The 17,432-nt window shown below is 53.5% G+C and carries 18 protein-coding genes; 12 read left to right on the forward strand and 6 right to left on the reverse strand.

The annotated features are described in order from the left end of the window. Positions 1 to 73 precede the first annotated feature (73 nt). The 4 genes from MKX63_RS15045 (at position 74) to MKX63_RS15060 (ending at position 2,647) form a co-directional block, all read left to right on the forward strand. Complete coding sequence (locus MKX63_RS15045) at positions 74 to 649, forward strand: TetR/AcrR family transcriptional regulator (RefSeq protein ID WP_341018017.1); 576 nt, start codon at positions 74 to 76, stop codon at positions 647 to 649. A 156-nt stretch (positions 650 to 805) separates the two neighbouring features. After that, positions 806 to 1,471: a ribonuclease H gene (gene rnhA, locus MKX63_RS15050; protein WP_341018018.1), complete on the forward strand. Its 666-nt coding sequence runs from the start codon at positions 806 to 808 to the stop codon at positions 1,469 to 1,471. A gap of 71 nt (positions 1,472 to 1,542) precedes the next feature. Next, a complete protein-coding gene (gene ung, locus MKX63_RS15055; RefSeq protein WP_339219046.1) occupies positions 1,543 to 2,211 on the forward strand; it encodes a uracil-DNA glycosylase in 669 nt (222 codons plus the stop codon). Positions 2,212 to 2,242: 31 nt separating this feature from the next. After that, the gene (locus MKX63_RS15060) at positions 2,243 to 2,647 is read left to right on the forward strand and encodes a hypothetical protein (protein ID WP_341018019.1); all 405 of its coding nucleotides are present in this window, start codon (positions 2,243 to 2,245) and stop codon (positions 2,645 to 2,647) included. Positions 2,648 to 2,722: 75 nt separating this feature from the next. On the opposite strand, the gene MKX63_RS15065 is transcribed toward MKX63_RS15060, so the two are convergent. Then, positions 2,723 to 3,859, reverse strand: a complete 1,137-nt coding sequence (locus MKX63_RS15065; RefSeq protein ID WP_341018021.1) for an AI-2E family transporter — start codon at positions 3,857 to 3,859, stop codon at positions 2,723 to 2,725. Positions 3,860 to 4,032: 173 nt separating this feature from the next. On the opposite strand from MKX63_RS15065, the gene MKX63_RS15070 reads away from it, so the two are divergent. Next, a complete protein-coding gene (locus tag MKX63_RS15070) occupies positions 4,033 to 4,500 on the forward strand; it encodes a hypothetical protein (RefSeq protein WP_341018022.1) in 468 nt (155 codons plus the stop codon). A 26-nt stretch (positions 4,501 to 4,526) separates the two neighbouring features. Here the strand turns inward: MKX63_RS15070 and MKX63_RS15075 are convergent, their stop codons facing one another. Continuing rightward, positions 4,527 to 4,844, reverse strand: coding sequence for a hypothetical protein (locus tag MKX63_RS15075; RefSeq protein WP_209871792.1), 318 nt, complete (start codon positions 4,842 to 4,844; stop codon positions 4,527 to 4,529). 387 nt (positions 4,845 to 5,231) lie between these two features. On the opposite strand from MKX63_RS15075, the gene MKX63_RS15080 reads away from it, so the two are divergent. From MKX63_RS15080 to MKX63_RS15100, 5 genes are all read left to right on the forward strand, one after another. Then, the gene (locus tag MKX63_RS15080; protein WP_036731798.1) at positions 5,232 to 5,993 is read left to right on the forward strand and encodes a DeoR/GlpR family DNA-binding transcription regulator; all 762 of its coding nucleotides are present in this window, start codon (positions 5,232 to 5,234) and stop codon (positions 5,991 to 5,993) included. 39 nt (positions 5,994 to 6,032) lie between these two features. Next, complete coding sequence (gene pfkB / locus MKX63_RS15085; RefSeq protein ID WP_341018024.1) at positions 6,033 to 6,944, forward strand: 1-phosphofructokinase; 912 nt, start codon at positions 6,033 to 6,035, stop codon at positions 6,942 to 6,944. A gap of 46 nt (positions 6,945 to 6,990) precedes the next feature. Then, complete coding sequence (locus MKX63_RS15090) at positions 6,991 to 8,940, forward strand: PTS fructose transporter subunit IIABC (RefSeq protein ID WP_341018026.1); 1,950 nt, start codon at positions 6,991 to 6,993, stop codon at positions 8,938 to 8,940. A gap of 174 nt (positions 8,941 to 9,114) precedes the next feature. Further along, positions 9,115 to 9,615 (forward strand): Crp/Fnr family transcriptional regulator, encoded by a 501-nt coding sequence (locus tag MKX63_RS15095; RefSeq protein ID WP_341018027.1) that lies wholly within the window; start codon positions 9,115 to 9,117, stop codon positions 9,613 to 9,615. A gap of 320 nt (positions 9,616 to 9,935) precedes the next feature. Beyond that, positions 9,936 to 10,622, forward strand: a complete 687-nt coding sequence (locus tag MKX63_RS15100; protein WP_036698508.1) for a YitT family protein — start codon at positions 9,936 to 9,938, stop codon at positions 10,620 to 10,622. 403 nt (positions 10,623 to 11,025) lie between these two features. Here the strand turns inward: MKX63_RS15100 and MKX63_RS15105 are convergent, their stop codons facing one another. The 4 genes from MKX63_RS15105 to MKX63_RS15120 all read right to left on the reverse strand — a co-directional run bounded on the left by MKX63_RS15105 (position 11,026) and on the right by MKX63_RS15120 (position 13,794). Continuing rightward, positions 11,026 to 11,763, reverse strand: coding sequence for a class I SAM-dependent methyltransferase (locus MKX63_RS15105; protein WP_341018029.1), 738 nt, complete (start codon positions 11,761 to 11,763; stop codon positions 11,026 to 11,028). A gap of 65 nt (positions 11,764 to 11,828) precedes the next feature. Further along, on the reverse strand, positions 11,829 to 12,110 hold the full coding sequence (locus MKX63_RS15110; RefSeq protein ID WP_341018030.1) for a PQ-loop domain-containing transporter: 282 nt from the start codon (positions 12,108 to 12,110) through the stop codon (positions 11,829 to 11,831). 128 nt (positions 12,111 to 12,238) lie between these two features. Next, complete coding sequence (locus MKX63_RS15115) at positions 12,239 to 12,673, reverse strand: MarR family winged helix-turn-helix transcriptional regulator (RefSeq protein ID WP_341018032.1); 435 nt, start codon at positions 12,671 to 12,673, stop codon at positions 12,239 to 12,241. Positions 12,674 to 12,762: 89 nt separating this feature from the next. Continuing rightward, the gene (locus MKX63_RS15120; RefSeq protein ID WP_341018034.1) at positions 12,763 to 13,794 is read right to left on the reverse strand and encodes an NADH:flavin oxidoreductase/NADH oxidase; all 1,032 of its coding nucleotides are present in this window, start codon (positions 13,792 to 13,794) and stop codon (positions 12,763 to 12,765) included. Between the two features lie 198 nt (positions 13,795 to 13,992). On the opposite strand from MKX63_RS15120, the gene MKX63_RS15125 reads away from it, so the two are divergent. Further along, the gene (locus tag MKX63_RS15125) at positions 13,993 to 14,853 is read left to right on the forward strand and encodes an undecaprenyl-diphosphate phosphatase (RefSeq protein WP_209871277.1); all 861 of its coding nucleotides are present in this window, start codon (positions 13,993 to 13,995) and stop codon (positions 14,851 to 14,853) included. Between the two features lie 194 nt (positions 14,854 to 15,047). After that, a complete protein-coding gene (gene metE / locus MKX63_RS15130) occupies positions 15,048 to 17,348 on the forward strand; it encodes a 5-methyltetrahydropteroyltriglutamate--homocysteine S-methyltransferase (protein ID WP_341018035.1) in 2,301 nt (766 codons plus the stop codon). The last annotated feature ends 84 nt before the right edge of the window (positions 17,349 to 17,432 follow it).

Below are 17,432 nucleotides of genomic sequence, written 5' to 3' on the forward strand. Positions count from 1 at the left end.
AGTTAACATGGCTACAATAATATTTACCGATCGTTCTATAAATGGTAAAATAGACCGCGAAAGGAGCATGATCATGGCGCGAAGCAAAGAGTTTGACATTGATGATGTATTGCTCAAGGCAATGACGATTTTCTGGCAGCAGGGCTATGAGAAGACCTCCATGCAGGATCTTGTAACCGGTATGGGAATTCATAAGCGAAGCATGTATGACACCTTTGGAGACAAGCATACCTTATATATAAAAGCGCTGGAGCGCTTTGCATCCCTTCAAAGCTCCCGGATGGAGAGCCGGATCGAGGGCATCACCTCCGCCAAGGCAGCTATCCGCCTCTTATTCGAAGCCACAATTCACAGAAGTGAAGAGGAGCCGAAGGGCTGTATGCTGGTGAATACGGCAGTGGAACTGTCGGGTCATGATCCGGAGGCTGCCGGCCGGGCGAATGAGGCTTTTCTGAATACAGAGAGTTTAATTGAGCGGCTGATCCTGCACGGACAGGAGACCGGAGAACTCTCCTCCCGGCATCCGGCTCCGGCACTGGCTGCTTATCTGCATAATGCACTGGTAGGTCTGCGGGTTATGGTCAAGGCAACACAGGATACGGGCAAGCTCCAGACCATTGCCGATACGACACTTGCTGTGCTGGACTAAGCTGCCGTATTAGTATGAACGCGCCTGCCGGTAATTATCCAATAGATATTCGGGCTGGCAGCAGGCGTGCGAGTGTATTCAGGCTTCAATATGAACGCGGTAGGCATTACAATATTATTCTGGTTGAGGTGACACCGGCAGGAGGTAGCAAGAGGAATGGCGAAGCAGAAATACTACGTAGTATGGGAAGGTAAGAAGCCCGGAGTCTACACTACATGGGCGGAATGCCAGGCGCAGACCGATCATTATACCGGAGCGAAATATAAGTCCTATGAGAGCAAGGCGGCTGCTGAGACAGCCTTCAAGGCAGGCTGGAAGGGCAACTGGGGAACGGGTTCGGCAGCTTCAGGGGCATCCGGCACAAGTAAGTCAGGCAAGTCCTGGAGCCGCAGTGCCGGAGTGGAGACGTCTGAGGAGATCGATTATGACAGCATCTCCGTGGATGTAGGCACCCGTGGAAATCCCGGACCCGTCGAATACAAAGGCGTGGATACCCAGAACGGGGATGTGATTTTCTCCTGCGGTCCGATCCGTAAAGGGACCAATAACCTCGGAGAGTTCCTGGCGATTGTGCATGCGCTGGCTCATCTTAAGCAGGAGGGCAGCAGCAAGACGGTGTATAGTGATTCTGTTAATGCAATGAAATGGGTCAAGCAGAAAAAGGTGGCCACGACCTTGCCCCGGGATGCCTCTACGGAGGAGATCTGGCAACTGATTGACCGGGCGGAGAGCTGGCTGCGGAACCACACTTATGACAACAAGGTGCTGAAATGGCAGACGAAGTCATGGGGCGAGATCAAAGCGGACTATGGCCGCAAATAAGTTCCTTTTATTCTGGTTAATAACGGGTAATGAAACAATACTACTATCAAGGCAATTGGGAGGAGAACAGGATGTTTGGCAATGATTGGGATGAAGTGCTTCAGGAAGAGACACAGAAGCCTTACTTCGAGGAATTACGCTATGCACTGGCACGCGAGTACAAGCAGTATACAGTCTATCCCCCGAAGGACAAGCTGTTCTCGGCGCTGAAGCTGACGCCTTACAGTAAGACCCGGGTAGTCATTCTTGGACAGGACCCGTATCACGGCGCAGGACAGGCCCATGGCCTTAGCTTCTCGGTAGAGCCGGGCGTAAGGATTCCGCCGTCACTCCGCAATATCTATGCGGAGCTGCATAGTGATCTCGGTGTGGAGGTGCCGGGTCACGGATCGCTGCTGCACTGGGCGGAAGAAGGTGTGCTGATGCTTAACGCAGTGCTGACAGTACGCGAGGGCCAGCCGAATTCGCATAAAGGTCTGGGCTGGGAGACCTTTACGGATGCCATTATGGAGAAGCTGAACGAGCGGACAGAACCGATGGTCTTCATCCTGTGGGGCAGTCATGCCCAGCTCAAAGGCGCGGTAGTGGACCGCAGCAGACATAAGGTGATCCAGTCTCCGCATCCGAGCCCGTTCTCTGCACACCGCGGATTTCTCGGCAGCCGCCCGTTCTCTCAGGCCAACCAGTATCTGGAGCAGCATGGGCTTAAGGGTATAGACTGGTCCATACCAAAGGTATAAGTAGTTCAGGCACAGGGAAGGGCGTGGAGCCATGAAGCATTGGGTTGGCAGACCGGTCATTATGTACTGCGGCGAGCAGCCATATACGATCATGAAAGGCGTTCTGCGCAGATGGGATCTTGCAGCTTCGGTAGCCGTCATCGGGCATCAGGAGATTGCCGTCCCTTTCCGCGATATTGTGTACATCAAAGCCTTGGCTCCCAAAGAGAGGGCATTGCCCCCGGTTCTCCATTCGGTCGGTTATATCATGACAGAACGTCTGCAGTTTGATAATGCCGTGTATTTCAAATCAGCGGTTACTGTCTGGAAGGGGGACCAGCTGGTGGCGTTCAATGCGACGATCATCGCACATACCAAAGGCTCCGTGACACTGCGTGACGGGCAGAACCTGCCAAAGGGCAACCACATCTTCGTGGTCCGTTCGCTGCGCGGCTGAGGTCTGGATACGTCCAAGCATGTACATGACAAGCCCTCCGGCGCTAAGATGCGCCGGAGGGCTTTTTGTTAACTATTATAGCTTATCGTCCTTGACGATCTCAATCTCAATCCCGGGCGGAGCACCGGGCTCAGGGACGGGTTGATCCACCCGTTCGGCGACAATGATCTCGTAAATGCGCAGGAAAATGATTTTGATAATCATATAGACCGGAAGCGCAATGAGGACGCCGATCAGGCCGTAGAAGTCGCCACCCACGAGTACAAGCAGCACTGTGGTCAGCGGATGCACATCCAGCGACTTGCCGTAGATGACCGGGGACAGCACGTTATCCTGAATCTGCTGCGCGATCAGAATGACGACGGCTGACCATATAGCCATAGAAGGTGATTCAATGAACCCCACGATAATCACCGGAACCGCCGCCAGCAGCGAGCCTACATAAGGAATGAAATTCAGCGGGATGGAAATCAAGGCGAGCAGCAGGGAATAAGGCAGACCGATCAGCAAAAAGCCGATATACAGCAAGATGCCCAGCACCACATTAAGCAGGACGCGTGTAACGATGAAGCCGCTGAGTGCAGAGTCAATATCCTTGAACATCTCCTGGCCTTCCTTGCGGTACTTTCTCGGGATCAGTCCCTGAAGAATCGGAGACAGCTTGTGGCCGTCCTTCAGCATATAGTAAAGAATAATCGGCAGCGTGGCGATTACCACGACAATACTGGAGATCACTGCGATCAGATTGGACATCGAATTAGTTACCCAGGTAATGACATTGTTCAAATACTCCGTCAGGCGTGTGGTCACATCCGTATCACCCTTGAAGAAGCGGGAGAGCGACGGATCATTCTGGAGCTTGTTGAACTGATTCTGTATACCCTCGACCAGATAGGGCGTATTGTCGATGAAGTTCTGGATCTGCTCGCGCAGTGTAGGCCAGACCAGTACCCAGAATAGGACGAACAGTCCGGCGAACACAAGATAGATCAGCAGCACGGACAGCCCGCGGTTTACATTTTTGGTACCCAGATAGTTGACGATCGGCCGCAGCAGATAATACATGAAGCCCGACAGCATCATCGGTACGAGCAGCAATTGAATAATAGATACCAGCGGTGTGAACAGAAAAATGACCTTCGACCCCAGGTACAGAATCGTCAAAAAGGCGATAATGGCCAGGCAAGTCCGGAAATACTTGCTTTGAAGCACAGGCAGCCCCCCCTATCTCTTAAGTTATGTTTATATTTATGTATACGTATCTTTATAACCGAATTAGAAGAGATTGATTCACGACCGGCAGGAGCCGCTGCTGTTAGCAAGATTCAAGGCAGGTTCAATCCCCAGGCAGAGTGGTAATATCGCAGTAACAGGAGGGATGCGGCATGCCAACATTGATATTGGGGATTTTTGGACACCGGAGTGATGCGGTGCTGGCGATCGGGGAATTGAAGGAGAACGGAATCAAGGCGAAGCATATCTCAGCTGTCACGAAGCAGAAGAACACGCTTGAGATCATCAGCCAGGATGCCGGAATCGGGGATGTGGAGACAGGGCAGGGGAATAAGGGCTTGTTCGGCACAGCACGCGGGCTCGGGGTAGGTCTGGACATGGTGGCCGATTCAGCGGTCGCAGCAGGTCCGGCAGCCCGCAAGCTGGCGGGAGCGGATCTGGAGACAGACGGGCTTGCAGTCAGCCTGATCGGGATGGGAATTCCGCAAGAGGATGCGCAGGCTTATGCGAAGCATGCCGATCTGGAGCATATTATTGTCATTGTCCTTCTGCCCGAAGAGGAGCTGCGGGAGAAGGTGCAGGCCATATTTGCAAAGCACGAGGTCATGCCTTTGAAGTAAGTGAAGGGTTCAGACAAAATAAACGTTCAACGCAGCCGGCGGGACTTTCGTCTGGCTGCTTTTTTTTTGCGGTTCTGCACGAACAGCACCGGGTCGATGTCTGTAGCTACCTTCCCGCCCGTTTCCTTGGTCACCTGCTTGGCTTTTACCAGAGAGAAAAAAGCAAACAGTTCCCCGAGCACACCGAAGCCGGCAGCAATAATCGCATAATCCTCTGCACTTAGTTCCTCGGTTTCTACAGGGCCGTCACTGCCGCCTCCTCCGTGGCCGTTAATGCCGCTGCTGCTGCCATTGCCGCCGTTACCGCCCGCGCTGCCATATCCGTTGTTATTGTAATAGGCCATCTCCTGTTCACCCGCTTTTCCCCATATGTAATATAAATATGTCGCTCGCTGCCATTGTGAAATAGGCAATCGGGAGGTAATTTGCCGCGCATGCTGATACAGTGACAGGCTGAAATGAGCATAAATGAGCAAGTGATGATCCAATTCTTACAGCAACAGTGAATACGGCTGGAATAGCAGGTTTAAATTCATGATTTTTTGGCGGAAAATAAGCAGAGAAAGCCTCTTTACAGTTCATGAAAACGTTGTTACAATCATAAATGAGCACAAATGGTCAATATCAATCACAAGTGATTTGAATCCAGTCATCTTATCTTTAAATTCAGTAGTTACTGTATATATAGGAATCCGGCAGCGGGTAGCTGCACATCCTAAGGAGTGAGCTGCATGTTTGAAGAAGAACGCAAACGGATGATTCTGCTGTTTGTCGAGAAGCATACAAGAGCCTCGGTTCAGGAGCTGGGCCAGGAGCTGTCCGTCTCGGAATCCACGATCCGCCGGGACCTCAAGGAGCTGGAGGAAGCACGGCTGCTAAAGCGTACGCATGGCGGTGCGGTGTCCCTGCAGAGTGTGAACTTTGAAGCCGCGGTTCCGGACAAGGAAGACCGGTTCCTGGAGGAGAAGCTGCGGATTGCCGGGAAGGCTGTGGAGATGATTGAGGATGGCGATGCCATTCTCCTTGACGGGGGTACTACCACCCTGCAGATTGCCCGGGCGCTGAAATCGTTCCGCAATCTCAAGGTGATCACCAACTCGATCATGGCGCTGAATGAGCTGAAGGATTGCCGCCATATTGAGGTGTCCATTACAGGCGGGATGCTACGGCCGGACACCATGGCTTTTGTCGGGCCGATGACCGAACGCTCGCTGGACATGGTGCGGGTGGATAAGGCCTTCCTCGGCACCAACGGGCTGGATATCCGCGAAGGGATTACGACGCCGAATATGCTGGAAGCGGCCACGAAGCGCAAAATGATCGCTGTAGCGAAGCAGACGATCCTGCTGGCCGACCATAGCAAGATCGGGCAGATCTCCTTCTGCAAGGTTGCAGATTTGCAGGAGATGGACCACTGCATTCTGGATACCGGGATACCGGATAGCTTCCGGAGGCAGCTTGAGAAGCTGGATGTGGATTATACACTGGTGTGATGGGATGGGAAGACAAACATTATAAATGAGGGATGAATGATGATCTATACGGTGACACTCAATCCTTCCGTCGATTATATCGTGGAGGTAGAAGAGTTAACATTAGGCGGACTCAACCGGATGAAGCGGGATATGAAGCTGCCCGGCGGGAAGGGCATTAACGTATCCCGTGTTCTGAAGCAGCTTGGCGTAGAGAATACAGCCACTGGATTTCTAGGCGGCTTCACCGGCGGCTATATTGACACCTGGCTGGGCCAGGAGGGAATAGCCTGCGACTTTGTTCATATTGCGGACGATACCCGGATCAATATCAAGCTTAAGGCCGGCCAGGAGACGGAGATTAACGGGGCGGGGCCAGTCATTACGGAGACCGAGACGGCTTCGCTGCTGCAGAAGCTGGAATCCTTGGAGCCGGGTGACATAGTGATCCTCTCAGGAAGCACGCCACCTTCGCTGGGCGGAGATTTCTACAGCAGGCTGATTGCAGTATGCAAGCAGAAGGGCGCGGAGTTTGTTATTGATACAACCGGGCAGGCCTTGCAGGATGCCTTATCCCAGGGACCGCTGCTGGTCAAGCCGAATCACCATGAGCTGGCAGAGCTGTTCGGTGTTCAGATCAGCACCCGGGAAGAGATTATCACTTACGGACGCAAGCTGCTTATGGGCGGCTCCAAGCATGTGCTGGTCTCGATGGCTGGAGAAGGCGCACTGTTCATTACAGGGCAAGAGGTCTATCATGCCAGCGCTCCTAAGGGCCAGGTGAGGAATTCAGTAGGTGCGGGAGATTCGATGATTGCCGGATTCGTGGGCACGTTGTCGCAGACAGGGAATGAGCTGGAAGCCTTCCGTGCCGGTGTGGCATCGGGAAGTGCCACAGCATTCTCCGACGATCTGGCAGACAAGACATTGATTGAAGAGCTTCGTCCGCTTATTGCCATATCCCAGCTATGAATAACAGAAGTAAGAGGTTCAAGTACATTCGGGGAGTTGAGTCTTGATGAAGATTACAGATTTGATGATACAGGAAACAATGATTATGGAGCTCCAGGCTACCACGAAGGAAGGGGTCATTGACGAGCTGATTGCCAGTCTCGCAGCCAGTGGACGCATCACGGATGCGAAGCTGTTCAAGGAGAAGATTCTGGAGCGTGAAGCCCAGTCCAGCACGGGCATCGGCGGAGGCATTGCCATGCCACATGCCAAGACGAAGGCCGTCAAGGAAGCAACGGTGGTATTTGCCAAGAGCAGTGCCGGAATTGATTTTGCCTCCCTGGATGAAGCGCCCGCCCATATATTCTTCATGATCGCCGCGCCGGACGGAGCTGGAAATATGCACCTGCGAACACTCGCTGCACTGTCCAGGCTGCTCATTGAAAGCGAATTCATCGAACAGCTTATGGGTGCGAAGACACCTGCCGAGGTGTCCGCCTTATTTGATGCCAAGCAAGCTGAGACTGAGGCCCGGGCAGAAGCGGAAGCCAAGGCAGCGGAAGTGAAGGCTGCTCCGAAGGCAGCCGTACCGCAAGCTGAACCGGCACGGATCATTACCGGGAACCCGGATTCACAGAGCTTCGTAGTTGCTGTAACCGCCTGTCCTACTGGAATCGCCCATACCTTCATGGCGGAGGATGCCCTCAAGAAGAAGGCCAAGGAGATGGGCGTCAATATCCGTGTCGAAACCAACGGCTCGGAGGGTGCGCAGAATGTGCTGACACCGGAAGAAATCGCCCGGGCCAGCGGGGTCATTATTGCCGCTGACAAGAACGTGGAGATGGAGCGCTTCAGCGGCAAGCCTGTGCTCCAGCGTCCGGTTAGCGACGGTATCCGCAAGTCAGAGGAGCTGATCCGGATCGCAGTAGCAGGAGATGCACCTATCTACCGCAGCTCTGGACGCAGTGAAGAAGGTTCCACGCCTGTGAAGTCCGGTTCTATTGGAAGCAAAATCTACAAAGACCTGATGAACGGCATCTCGCATATGCTGCCGTTCGTAGTCGGTGGAGGAATTCTGCTGGCGATCTCGTTCCTGATTGAACAGGTGGCCAGCCCCGACAATCCGCTGGTTAAGCTGCTGCAGAGCATCGGCGGCGGTGACGGAGCCTTCCACTTCCTGATTCCTATCCTGGCCGGATTTATCGCGATGAGCATCGGCGACCGTCCTGCGCTGATGCCGGGTATGGTCGGCGGTCTGATGGCTCTTAACTCCAATTCAGGCTTCCTCGGCGGTCTGGCTGCCGGATTCCTGGCCGGTTATGTTGTGGTAATGCTCCGCAGAGCCTTCTCGCGCCTGCCGCGCACACTGGACGGACTGAAGCCGATTCTGCTCTATCCTGTATTCAGCCTGCTGATTACCGGCACGATTATGTTCTTCCTGTTCGATCCGTTATTCAGCTGGATCAATGGGGGACTGACCGATGTGCTTAATAATCTGGGCACCGGCAATAAGATTCTGCTGGGCTTGGTGCTTGGCGGGATGATGGCCATTGATATGGGCGGCCCGTTCAACAAAGCTGCTTATACCTTTGCCATCGGCGTGTTTACGTCCAGCGGCAATACGAACGGGATGATGATGGCCGCAGTCATGGCCGGAGGGATGGTACCTCCGCTGGCGATTGCCCTGGCCACCTCGTTCTTCAAGAATAAATTCACGGAGACCGAACGTAAATCCGGTGTAACCAACTATGTGCTGGGCTTGTCGTTCATCACCGAAGGAGCCATTCCGTTCGCTGCGGCTGATCCGCTGCGGGTGCTTACCTCCTGTATCCTGGGCTCTGCCGTAGCCGGCGGACTTACCCAGCTGTGGAACCTCAACGTTCCCGCACCGCATGGCGGTGTGTTTGTAGCCTTCCTGTCCAGCAATGCCGCGCTGTTCCTGTTATCTGTGCTGATCGGCTCCGTGATTTCCGGGCTGATCCTGGGGCTCTGGAAGAAGCCGGTTGAAGCGAAATAACCTATCTTGCCTTTCCCTGAAACCGCTTGGGAGCAGAGACCCTTCTCTGCCCAGGCGGTTTCTTTGTCTTTGAACTCATGAATAATGGCTGTTTTACGCTTGCCCCTCCATTTTGGTGTCTTATTTCGGTATAATTAAAAATATATATACAGAGAAGGCAAAGGAGAATGCGAAATGATTCTGCACAGAGGTGAGGTCTTATTCCGCCAGGGAGACGGCGGCCAGAACCTGTTCAAGGTGAAGAGCGGACTGTTCAAGGTCACGAGACTGCATGAGAACGGGAACATGGTGCTGTTCAACCTGTTATATCCGGGTGAGACTGTTCCGCATCATTCCCTCATTTCGCCGAAGGAGGCGCATGGAACCGCAGTGGCGATGATGAAAAGTGAGGTCGAGCTGATTCCGGCTGCAGAATGGTACCGGGAGCTGAGGGAGAAGCCTGAGAAGGTGATGGAGATCGCCCTCTTGCTTCAGGAAAAGGTGCGGTTCATGCAGACGAGGCTCGATCATCTCACCGTTGGAACGCCGGGGGAGCGTATGGCCCTGCTGACCCGCTGGCTGACCGAATATTCTCATGGCGCACAGCTTACAGACCTGCTGACACAGGAAGAAATCGGACAATTGATCGGCGTCCGCCGCGAGACCGTCAACCGTCTGCTGAGAAATCAGGGCTGATTGCTTATTTTTGATGGAAACTGTTTAGAGTGGCCCTTCCGCGTGGTATAATCTATTCAGAACATATCAAACTAAAGAAAGGATCAGGATACCATGTGTCCCCGAAGGACGATTCCCCAAAGGACGATTTGGAAACGTTATGATCTGTCTTATACTTAGCTTCCCTGTAGAATGTGTGCGAACCGTTGTTCATTGACGAAGCCGCTTCTGCGAAGGGAAGGGAGTATTGTATGCGAAGGAGCAACATCTCCTCAGGTACCCCCCTCGTAGAGGCTGGCACGAACGTCTAGCCGCCATATACGATAAGGGGAGACCGAGTAATGAGGAAACAAGACAGTGGCATGAGTTTGCCGCTCCGGTTAGCGATTATTTTGACCGGAACACTATTGCTTGCATTTACGTATTATCACATTAATTATCAGAACCACTTGACCGAAGGCGGATTCGTAGGATTGTCGCTGCTCGGCAAGTATGTACTGGGGATTTCACCATCACTAAGCATCCTGATTTTGGACATTCCGGTACTCATCATCGCAATCATTTTCAAAGGAAAATCATTCGTAGTGAACACCTTCATATCCGTAGTGGCCTTCACGGTATTCTACGGGCTGATGGAACGCTATTCCGGCTGGGTTATTGACCTGCAGGATAACTTGCCGGTTGCGGCGCTGTTGTCCGGGGTATTGACAGGTCTGGGCGCAGGAATGGTCCTGCTGGGCGGCGGGGCGAGCGGCGGGGACGATATTTTGTCCGTGCTGATCAGTGAATGGAAAGGTATTAAGGTAGGAACCGTATTTATCCTGATGGATGTAATCGTTCTGGCTTTCTCCCTCTTCTATATGCCGTTAAGAGAAACGCTGTATACGGTGATGGCTGTAGTTGTAGCCGGTTATGTAATCACTTTTACAACCTCTCTGGGCAGACGGAAGCTGGTTCAGGCACCTAAGATTCCGTCCGCACTTGCCAAGACTCAGGAAGGCACAGTGAATGTGAATAATGCAATGTGAACTCCGTGAACCACGGGGATGATAAAAGGTCAGCGGACTACCGTCCGGCTGGTCTTTTTTTTATTTATAATTGCCTGGTACACCGGCATATGGACCAAAATGTGTGTTAAAAACAATATACTTTGTGCTCGCAATCAGGCACACGGACCAAACGTATGTGAAAAACAGCATACATCCTGCTCGCAAGCAGACATACGGTCTGAATGTATGTGAAAAACAGTATACAACCTGCTCGCAAGCAGGCACACGGATCAAATGTATGTGAAAAACAGCATATATTGTGCTTGCAAGCAGGCAGATGGACCAATGTATGTGAAAAACAGCATACATTGTACTCGTGCTAAGGTAATCTTATTTCTGCGTTAGGATGGTTTTGTTCTGTTATTTATGAAATAAGATCCGGCTATTCCTGCTTCACCGCTGACAACAGCAGGAACATCGGGCGCCGCGTCTCCTCCTGCCAGGCCGGATTCTTCTCCAGCATCTCAGGAGTCGGCTGCAGCTCAGACAGCTGCTTCAGGACGAAGCCGGATTCGAGCAGCGTACTCAGGTAGGTGGCGGTGGTCCGGTGGTATTTTGCAACCTTGTGTTCGAGAAAATCAGCCTGCCGCACGCCTTCCAGATGATAGTTGTCAACGGGCCAATGCTGCTTCTCCCCATCAGGACTGTAATGCCAATCCTGTGCAGCAAGCGAGGTGAAGATCGGATGCTCTACAGAGAAGACGAAGGCTCCCCCTGGCTTGAGACAATGCCGGACCTGGCGGCAGAGGCTGCCGAAATCTTCAATATAGTGGATCGCCAGCGAGCTGATAACGGTATCAAATTGCTCTGCCCCGAATGCGGCATCTTCAATTGCGAGCTGGAGATACTCAATCTTCGGGTCGTCCGTCATCGCCCGGGCACGCTCCAGCATATTGGAGGAGAGATCTATGCCTACGACGGAAGCCGCCCCCTGCTCACGGGCATACCGGCAGTGCCAGCCGAACCCGCACCCCAGATCAAGCACCCGCTGGCCCGTCAGATCAGGCAGCAGGGTACGGAAGACCTCCCATTCTCCGGCAGCCTCCAGTCCGCCCGTAGAGCGGGGCATCTGGCTGTAATTCGCAAAAAAAACCGCGTCATCATACTTATTTTGCTTCATTCACTGAACCTCCTGCATCCTTTTGTTACAGAAAGTATAACGCAGATTGGACAGAGGTGCAGCCTTTAGAAACCGTTACCCTTGTGGCGGTAGCGGATAATTAGCAGGACAACCGTTGTTACAACCGCCAGCGACAAGGAATTGGTGATCAGAAAAGCCAGCCCGACCCCCAGCGCCGCCAGGTTAACCGCATAAGCCTCCATAAGAAGGATGCCAAGCAGCATCAGCAGATAAGCTTTCAGACTGAGATCTGCAACAGAACGGGTCCTGAGAATCTGCACAATCTGTGGAATCCAGCCTACAGAGAGAATAAGGCCGCCAACCAGCTGCATAACAGTGAATACCATTCGTACACCCCGCTTTTCTTAATTACGTATTAGTATGATGTATGCTCAGGGAGAGAGGGAGGTTCAGATAAAAACCCGCCGCCCCTCGGGAGGGACGGCGGGTTTACCCGGCAGGCAGCTGCCCGGGTCTAGGATTGCTTCAGCTGGATAAGCTGCTCCAGCAGCTCCTGCGTGTCGGCTACAGGAAAGGCTTCCTGCAGCACTTCATTAACGGTCTGCTTCGCCCGGTCAACTTTGTCTTGCCCGATAGCAGTCAGGGACGTATAGATGCTTCTGCGGTCCGCCTCACAGGACTTGCGCTCCAGCGCTCCGCAGCCCTTGGCCTCGAAGCGGCTGACCAGCCGGGACACAGCACTCTGGCTAAGCCCGACCATCGATTCCAGCTGCTGAAGCTTCAACTTTTGCTCAGGGGCTTCGGACAGAAACAGCAATACGTAGAATTCCTTAAGCGATAACTCATAGTTCTCGGTCAGCCTCGCTTCAAGGACTGCGGCCACCTTCATCTGTATCAGAGAGAGTGATAACCAGCTGTTAATCAGATCATTCGAAGGGGGGTTAGTCATGTCTTCCATCCTCCCGGTGTGTACCTGTAATGAATAGTAGTTGTTATACAGTATACCATCACCATAGGCCAGCTGCTGACGAATTGTCCTTAACGCGGGAATCCCAATGCATACTGCTTAGGGATATCTGCGTCTTTGCGCAGCGTCACACCGGCTTCCAGCGTCCAGTAAGGATTACGGAGCATTCCCCGGCCCACCGCCACGAGGTCAGCTTCTTCATTGCCAATGACGGCATTGGCAAGAACCGCTTCATCCAAGCGGCCGACAGCAATCACCGGCACGTTCAGCTCCTGGCGGATGGTTCTGGCCAGCGGTAACTGATAGGCTGCATGGTTGCCCGGTCCATTCTCTGTATCAACTGCTCCCTCACCGCCTGAACTGATATGGAAAATATCGGCCCCGGCTTCCTTATAAGCTCTGCTGATCTCCAGACCCTCTTGGAGGCCGTAGCCGCCTTCCACATATTCTCTGGCGGAAATCCGCATGATCAGCGGCATATCCTCAGGCATCACGCTCTTAGCGGCAGCGATAACCTCCCGGCCGAACAAGGTCAGATCCTGTCCGTACTCATCAGTCCGCTGGTTAGTCAGCGGCGAGTGGAACTGGTGAATCAGATAGCCGTGGGCACCGTGCAGCTCAATAGTGTCGAACCCGGCCTGAACCGCACGCGCTACGCCCAGTTTGAATTTCTGGACCATTTCTTTAACTTCTTCTGTTGTCAGGGCATGAGGAGTCTTGGACTTGCTGTCAAAAGGAATAGCTGAAGAGGAGACAGGAACCTTGGCATCCTCCGCCTTGCGCCCGGCATGGGCCACCTGAATTCCGATTTTGGCTCCATGGGCATGGCTGGCTTCCACAATCCGCGCCAGCGCAGGAATCTGCTCATCCGACCAGAGGCCCAGATCATAATCGGTAATCCGGCCGTCCGGGTCCACATCAGCCATCTCGACAATGATCAGCCCGGTGCCGCCGACAGCACGGCTTACATAGTGGTTGTAATGCCAGTCATTAGCGATTCCATCCTTATTGGTCACTGAATATTGGCACATGGGCGGCATCACCACCCGGTTCTTCAGTTTTAAGCTTTTATATTCATAGGGGGTGAACAGATCTTTCGTCATGGGTTTCGCTCCTTCGTTCTATATGGAATGGATAAACAATAAATGCATGCGCATGCATATAAATATAAAGTGTAGACTCCTGCCTGTCAAGTGACCGTTATGGACTAAATTTTGCAATAGTGCAAGAGGGTTGTAAGTTTCAGAAATAGCTGTGTGAGTTTACAATTATTATATTGAAAACAATAAAGGGGGATCGCCATGGAGCTGCTGACCATTGTCAAAGCAATCATCCTGGGAATTGTGGAAGGGCTGACCGAATTTGCTCCGGTATCCTCGACAGGCCATATGATCATCGTTGATGATATGTGGCTTAAATCGCAGGAATTCCTGGGGAAGTACACGGCCAACTCCTTCAAGGTAGTAATTCAATTAGGCTCTATTCTAGCGGTCGTTATTATTTTCCGTAACCGGTTCATTGATCTGCTGGGCCTCGGGAAGCTCAGCCGCAAGGATTTGGCCGTAGTGCCGGAAGGGCAGCGGCAGGCTCCTGCGGAAGGACGGCTGAAGCTGACGCATATCCTTGTCGGACTGCTGCCGGCCGGAATCTTCGGATTTCTGCTGGAGGATTACATCGATGAGCATCTGTTCTCTACCTTTACTGTGCTGATTGGACTTGTGGTTGGAGCGTTATTTATGATCTGTGCCGACCGTTTTGCGCCTGCGAATGCCCGGACTGAGAGTGTGGATCAAATTACATATAGGCAGGCGCTATCAGTCGGATTGATCCAATGTATCTCCCTGTGGCCGGGCTTCTCGCGGTCGGGCTCGACGATATCCGGCGGGGTTCTGCTGGGCATGAGCCACCGTGCGGCAGCCGATTTCACCTTCATCATGGCGGTGCCGATTATGGCCGGGGCGAGCCTGATTTCACTGCTGAAGAACTGGCAGTATTTCACGCTGGATGCCTTGCCGTTCTTCATTGCCGGGTTCATCAGTGCCTTCGTATTCGCACTGGTATCGATGCGTTTCTTCCTGAAGCTGATTAACCGGATCAAGCTGCTGCCCTTCGCAATCTACCGGATTGTGCTTGCCGGTGTGGTCTATCTGATCTGGTTCTGATTTCGCCGGGCTTCAGAGTCTTAGCTGCTCCTCCTTCATGGGGGTGCGGCTTTTTTTGGCGTTCTGCTATAGGGAATCTGTATAGCCGGATTGCGTGGAATCTGTTGCGGGGCGCGGGAGGCGTGCAGTAAGATGGCATCAGATTAAGGCTTGCAGGCATAAGGGCAGACCATTATACAGAGGAGTGGACAGCTATGAGTAAAGGAATCAAGACAAGCAGCCTCGGTTATCCGAGAATCGGAAAGAACCGTGAATGGAAGAAATTACTTGAGGCATATTGGGCCGGGAAAATCGATGAGCAGAACTTCCGCTCGCAGATGGAGGATATCCAGCTTCAGCATTTGCAGACTCAGCAGCAGGCCGGGATTGATCTGATTCCGGTGGGCGATTTCACCTTCTATGACCATGTGCTGGATACCGCTGCCATGTTCGGAATCGTACCGGCGCGTTACGGATATAAGGGCGGGGAGATTCCGCTGGATCTGTATTTTGCCATGGCGCGCGGCAATGCAGAGGCCCCGGCCTGCGAGATGACCAAATGGTTCAATACGAACTACCATTACATTGTGCCTGAGATCGGCAGCCTGACTCCGGTATTGACAGCGAATAAACCGCTGGCCGCCTACCGCTTCGCCAAAGAGCGGGCAGGCATTGAGGGCAAGCCGGTTATAGTCGGACTGTATACCTTCCTGAAGCTGTCCAAGGGCTTCCCGGCAGCCGGCATCGCCGCCGTTGCCGCACGCTTCCTCCCGCTGTATGTGCAGCTGCTGCAAGAGCTGCAGGCGGAAGGGGTAGCCTGGGTTCAGATCGATGAACCGGCGATTGTTACCGGCTTAACGGCTGAGGATACCGCACTGCTCCAGAACATTTACAGTGAGATTGCTGCTGCCGTACCTGGTCTGAACCTGATGCTGCAGACGTACTTCGAAGCTGCGGAGCCGCTTGAAGCATTGCTGGCGCTGCCCGTGCAGGGTCTGGGTCTTGACTTCGTCCATGACGGCGGCAAGAATCTGGAGTCGGTTGCACGCCTGGGCTGGCCGCAGGATAAGACACTAGGTGCCGGTATCCTTGACGGACGCAACATCTGGCGCGCCGATACCGATGCTAAGCTGGAGCTGGTAGCGAAGCTGCTGACCTATGTGCCTCAGGAGCAGTTGATTCTTCAGCCTGCCTCAAGCCTGCTGCATGTGCCTGTAACGGTTGAGGGCGAGGTCAAACTGAAGGCTGCGGTCAAGAACGCCTTGGCGTTCGCCAATGAGAAGCTGGCTGAGCTGGTTCTGATTGCGGCAGCCACAAACGAAGGAAAAGAGCGTTATGCCGCTGAGCTGGAGCGCAGCCGTGAGGTGCTGGCCGTATTCCGTGCCCTGCCTGAGCGCGGGCGTGCGGATGTAGCCGAGCAGGTGCGTGCCCTTGCCCAGCTGCCGGACCACCGCAGCCTTCCGTTCGCCGAGCGTGTGAAGGTCCAGCAGGAGAAGTGGCGTCTGCCGCTGCTGCCGACCACGACCATCGGCAGCTTCCCGCAGACGGCTGAAGTCCGTCAAGCCCGCCTGAAATGGCGCAAGGGAGTCTGGAACCAGGAGCGTTATGACTTGTTCATCAAGCGGCAGATCGCTGAAGCGATTACGCTTCAGGAGGAGCTTGGTCTAGATGTGCTGGTGCACGGGGAATTCGAGCGTACGGATATGGTGGAGTTCTTCGGGGAGAAGCTGGCCGGCTATCTGTTCACCGCAGGCGGCTGGGTTCAGTCGTATGGCTCACGCTGCGTGAAGCCGCCGGTAATCTATGCCGACGTTGCTTTTATAGAGCCGATGACCGTCAAGGAAAGCGTGTATGCCCAGTCACTGACGAAGCTGCCTGTGAAGGGAATGCTGACCGGACCGGTGACGATCCTGAACTGGTCCTTTGTCCGCGATGATCTCAGCCGGGAAGCGGTGGGGGGACAAATCGCCCTCGCCTTGCGGCATGAAGTATCCGCCCTTGAGGAGGCTGGTATCGAGATGATCCAGGTCGATGAGCCGGCGATCCGCGAAGGTCTGCCGCTGAAGGCGAGAGATCATGAGTATTACCTGAATTGGGCGGTGAAATCCTTCCGGACTGCCACGAACCATGTCAAGGACACCACGCAGGTGCATACGCATATGTGCTACAGTGAATTTAATGACATGATCGCTTCAATCTCGGCGATGGATGCGGATGTCATCTCCATTGAGACCTCACGCAGCCATGGTGAGCTGATTGTCAGCTTCGAGGAGCAGGAATACGACAAGGGGATTGGACTGGGTGTGTATGATATCCACAGTCCGCGTGTACCGGTGGTAGAGGAGATGACTTCGGCCATCGAACGTGCGCTTCGCGTGCTGGATGTCCAGCAGTTCTGGATTAATCCCGACTGCGGACTGAAGACACGGGGCTGGGATGAGACCACTGGCGCACTGCGCAATATGGTGAAGGCCGCGGTCCTGGTGAGAGAGCAGCACGGCGCAGTGGCCCGTTAACAGGGCGGAGCTGTTCCGTTTAAAATCTTCAGATTTGCACAGAAAAACCACTGCAAGCGGGAGCGTATATCTCCTGTTGCAGTG

Source organism: Paenibacillus sp. FSL R7-0179 (assembly GCF_038002265.1).
Taxonomy (GTDB): Bacteria; Bacillota; Bacilli; order Paenibacillales; family Paenibacillaceae; genus Paenibacillus_AQ.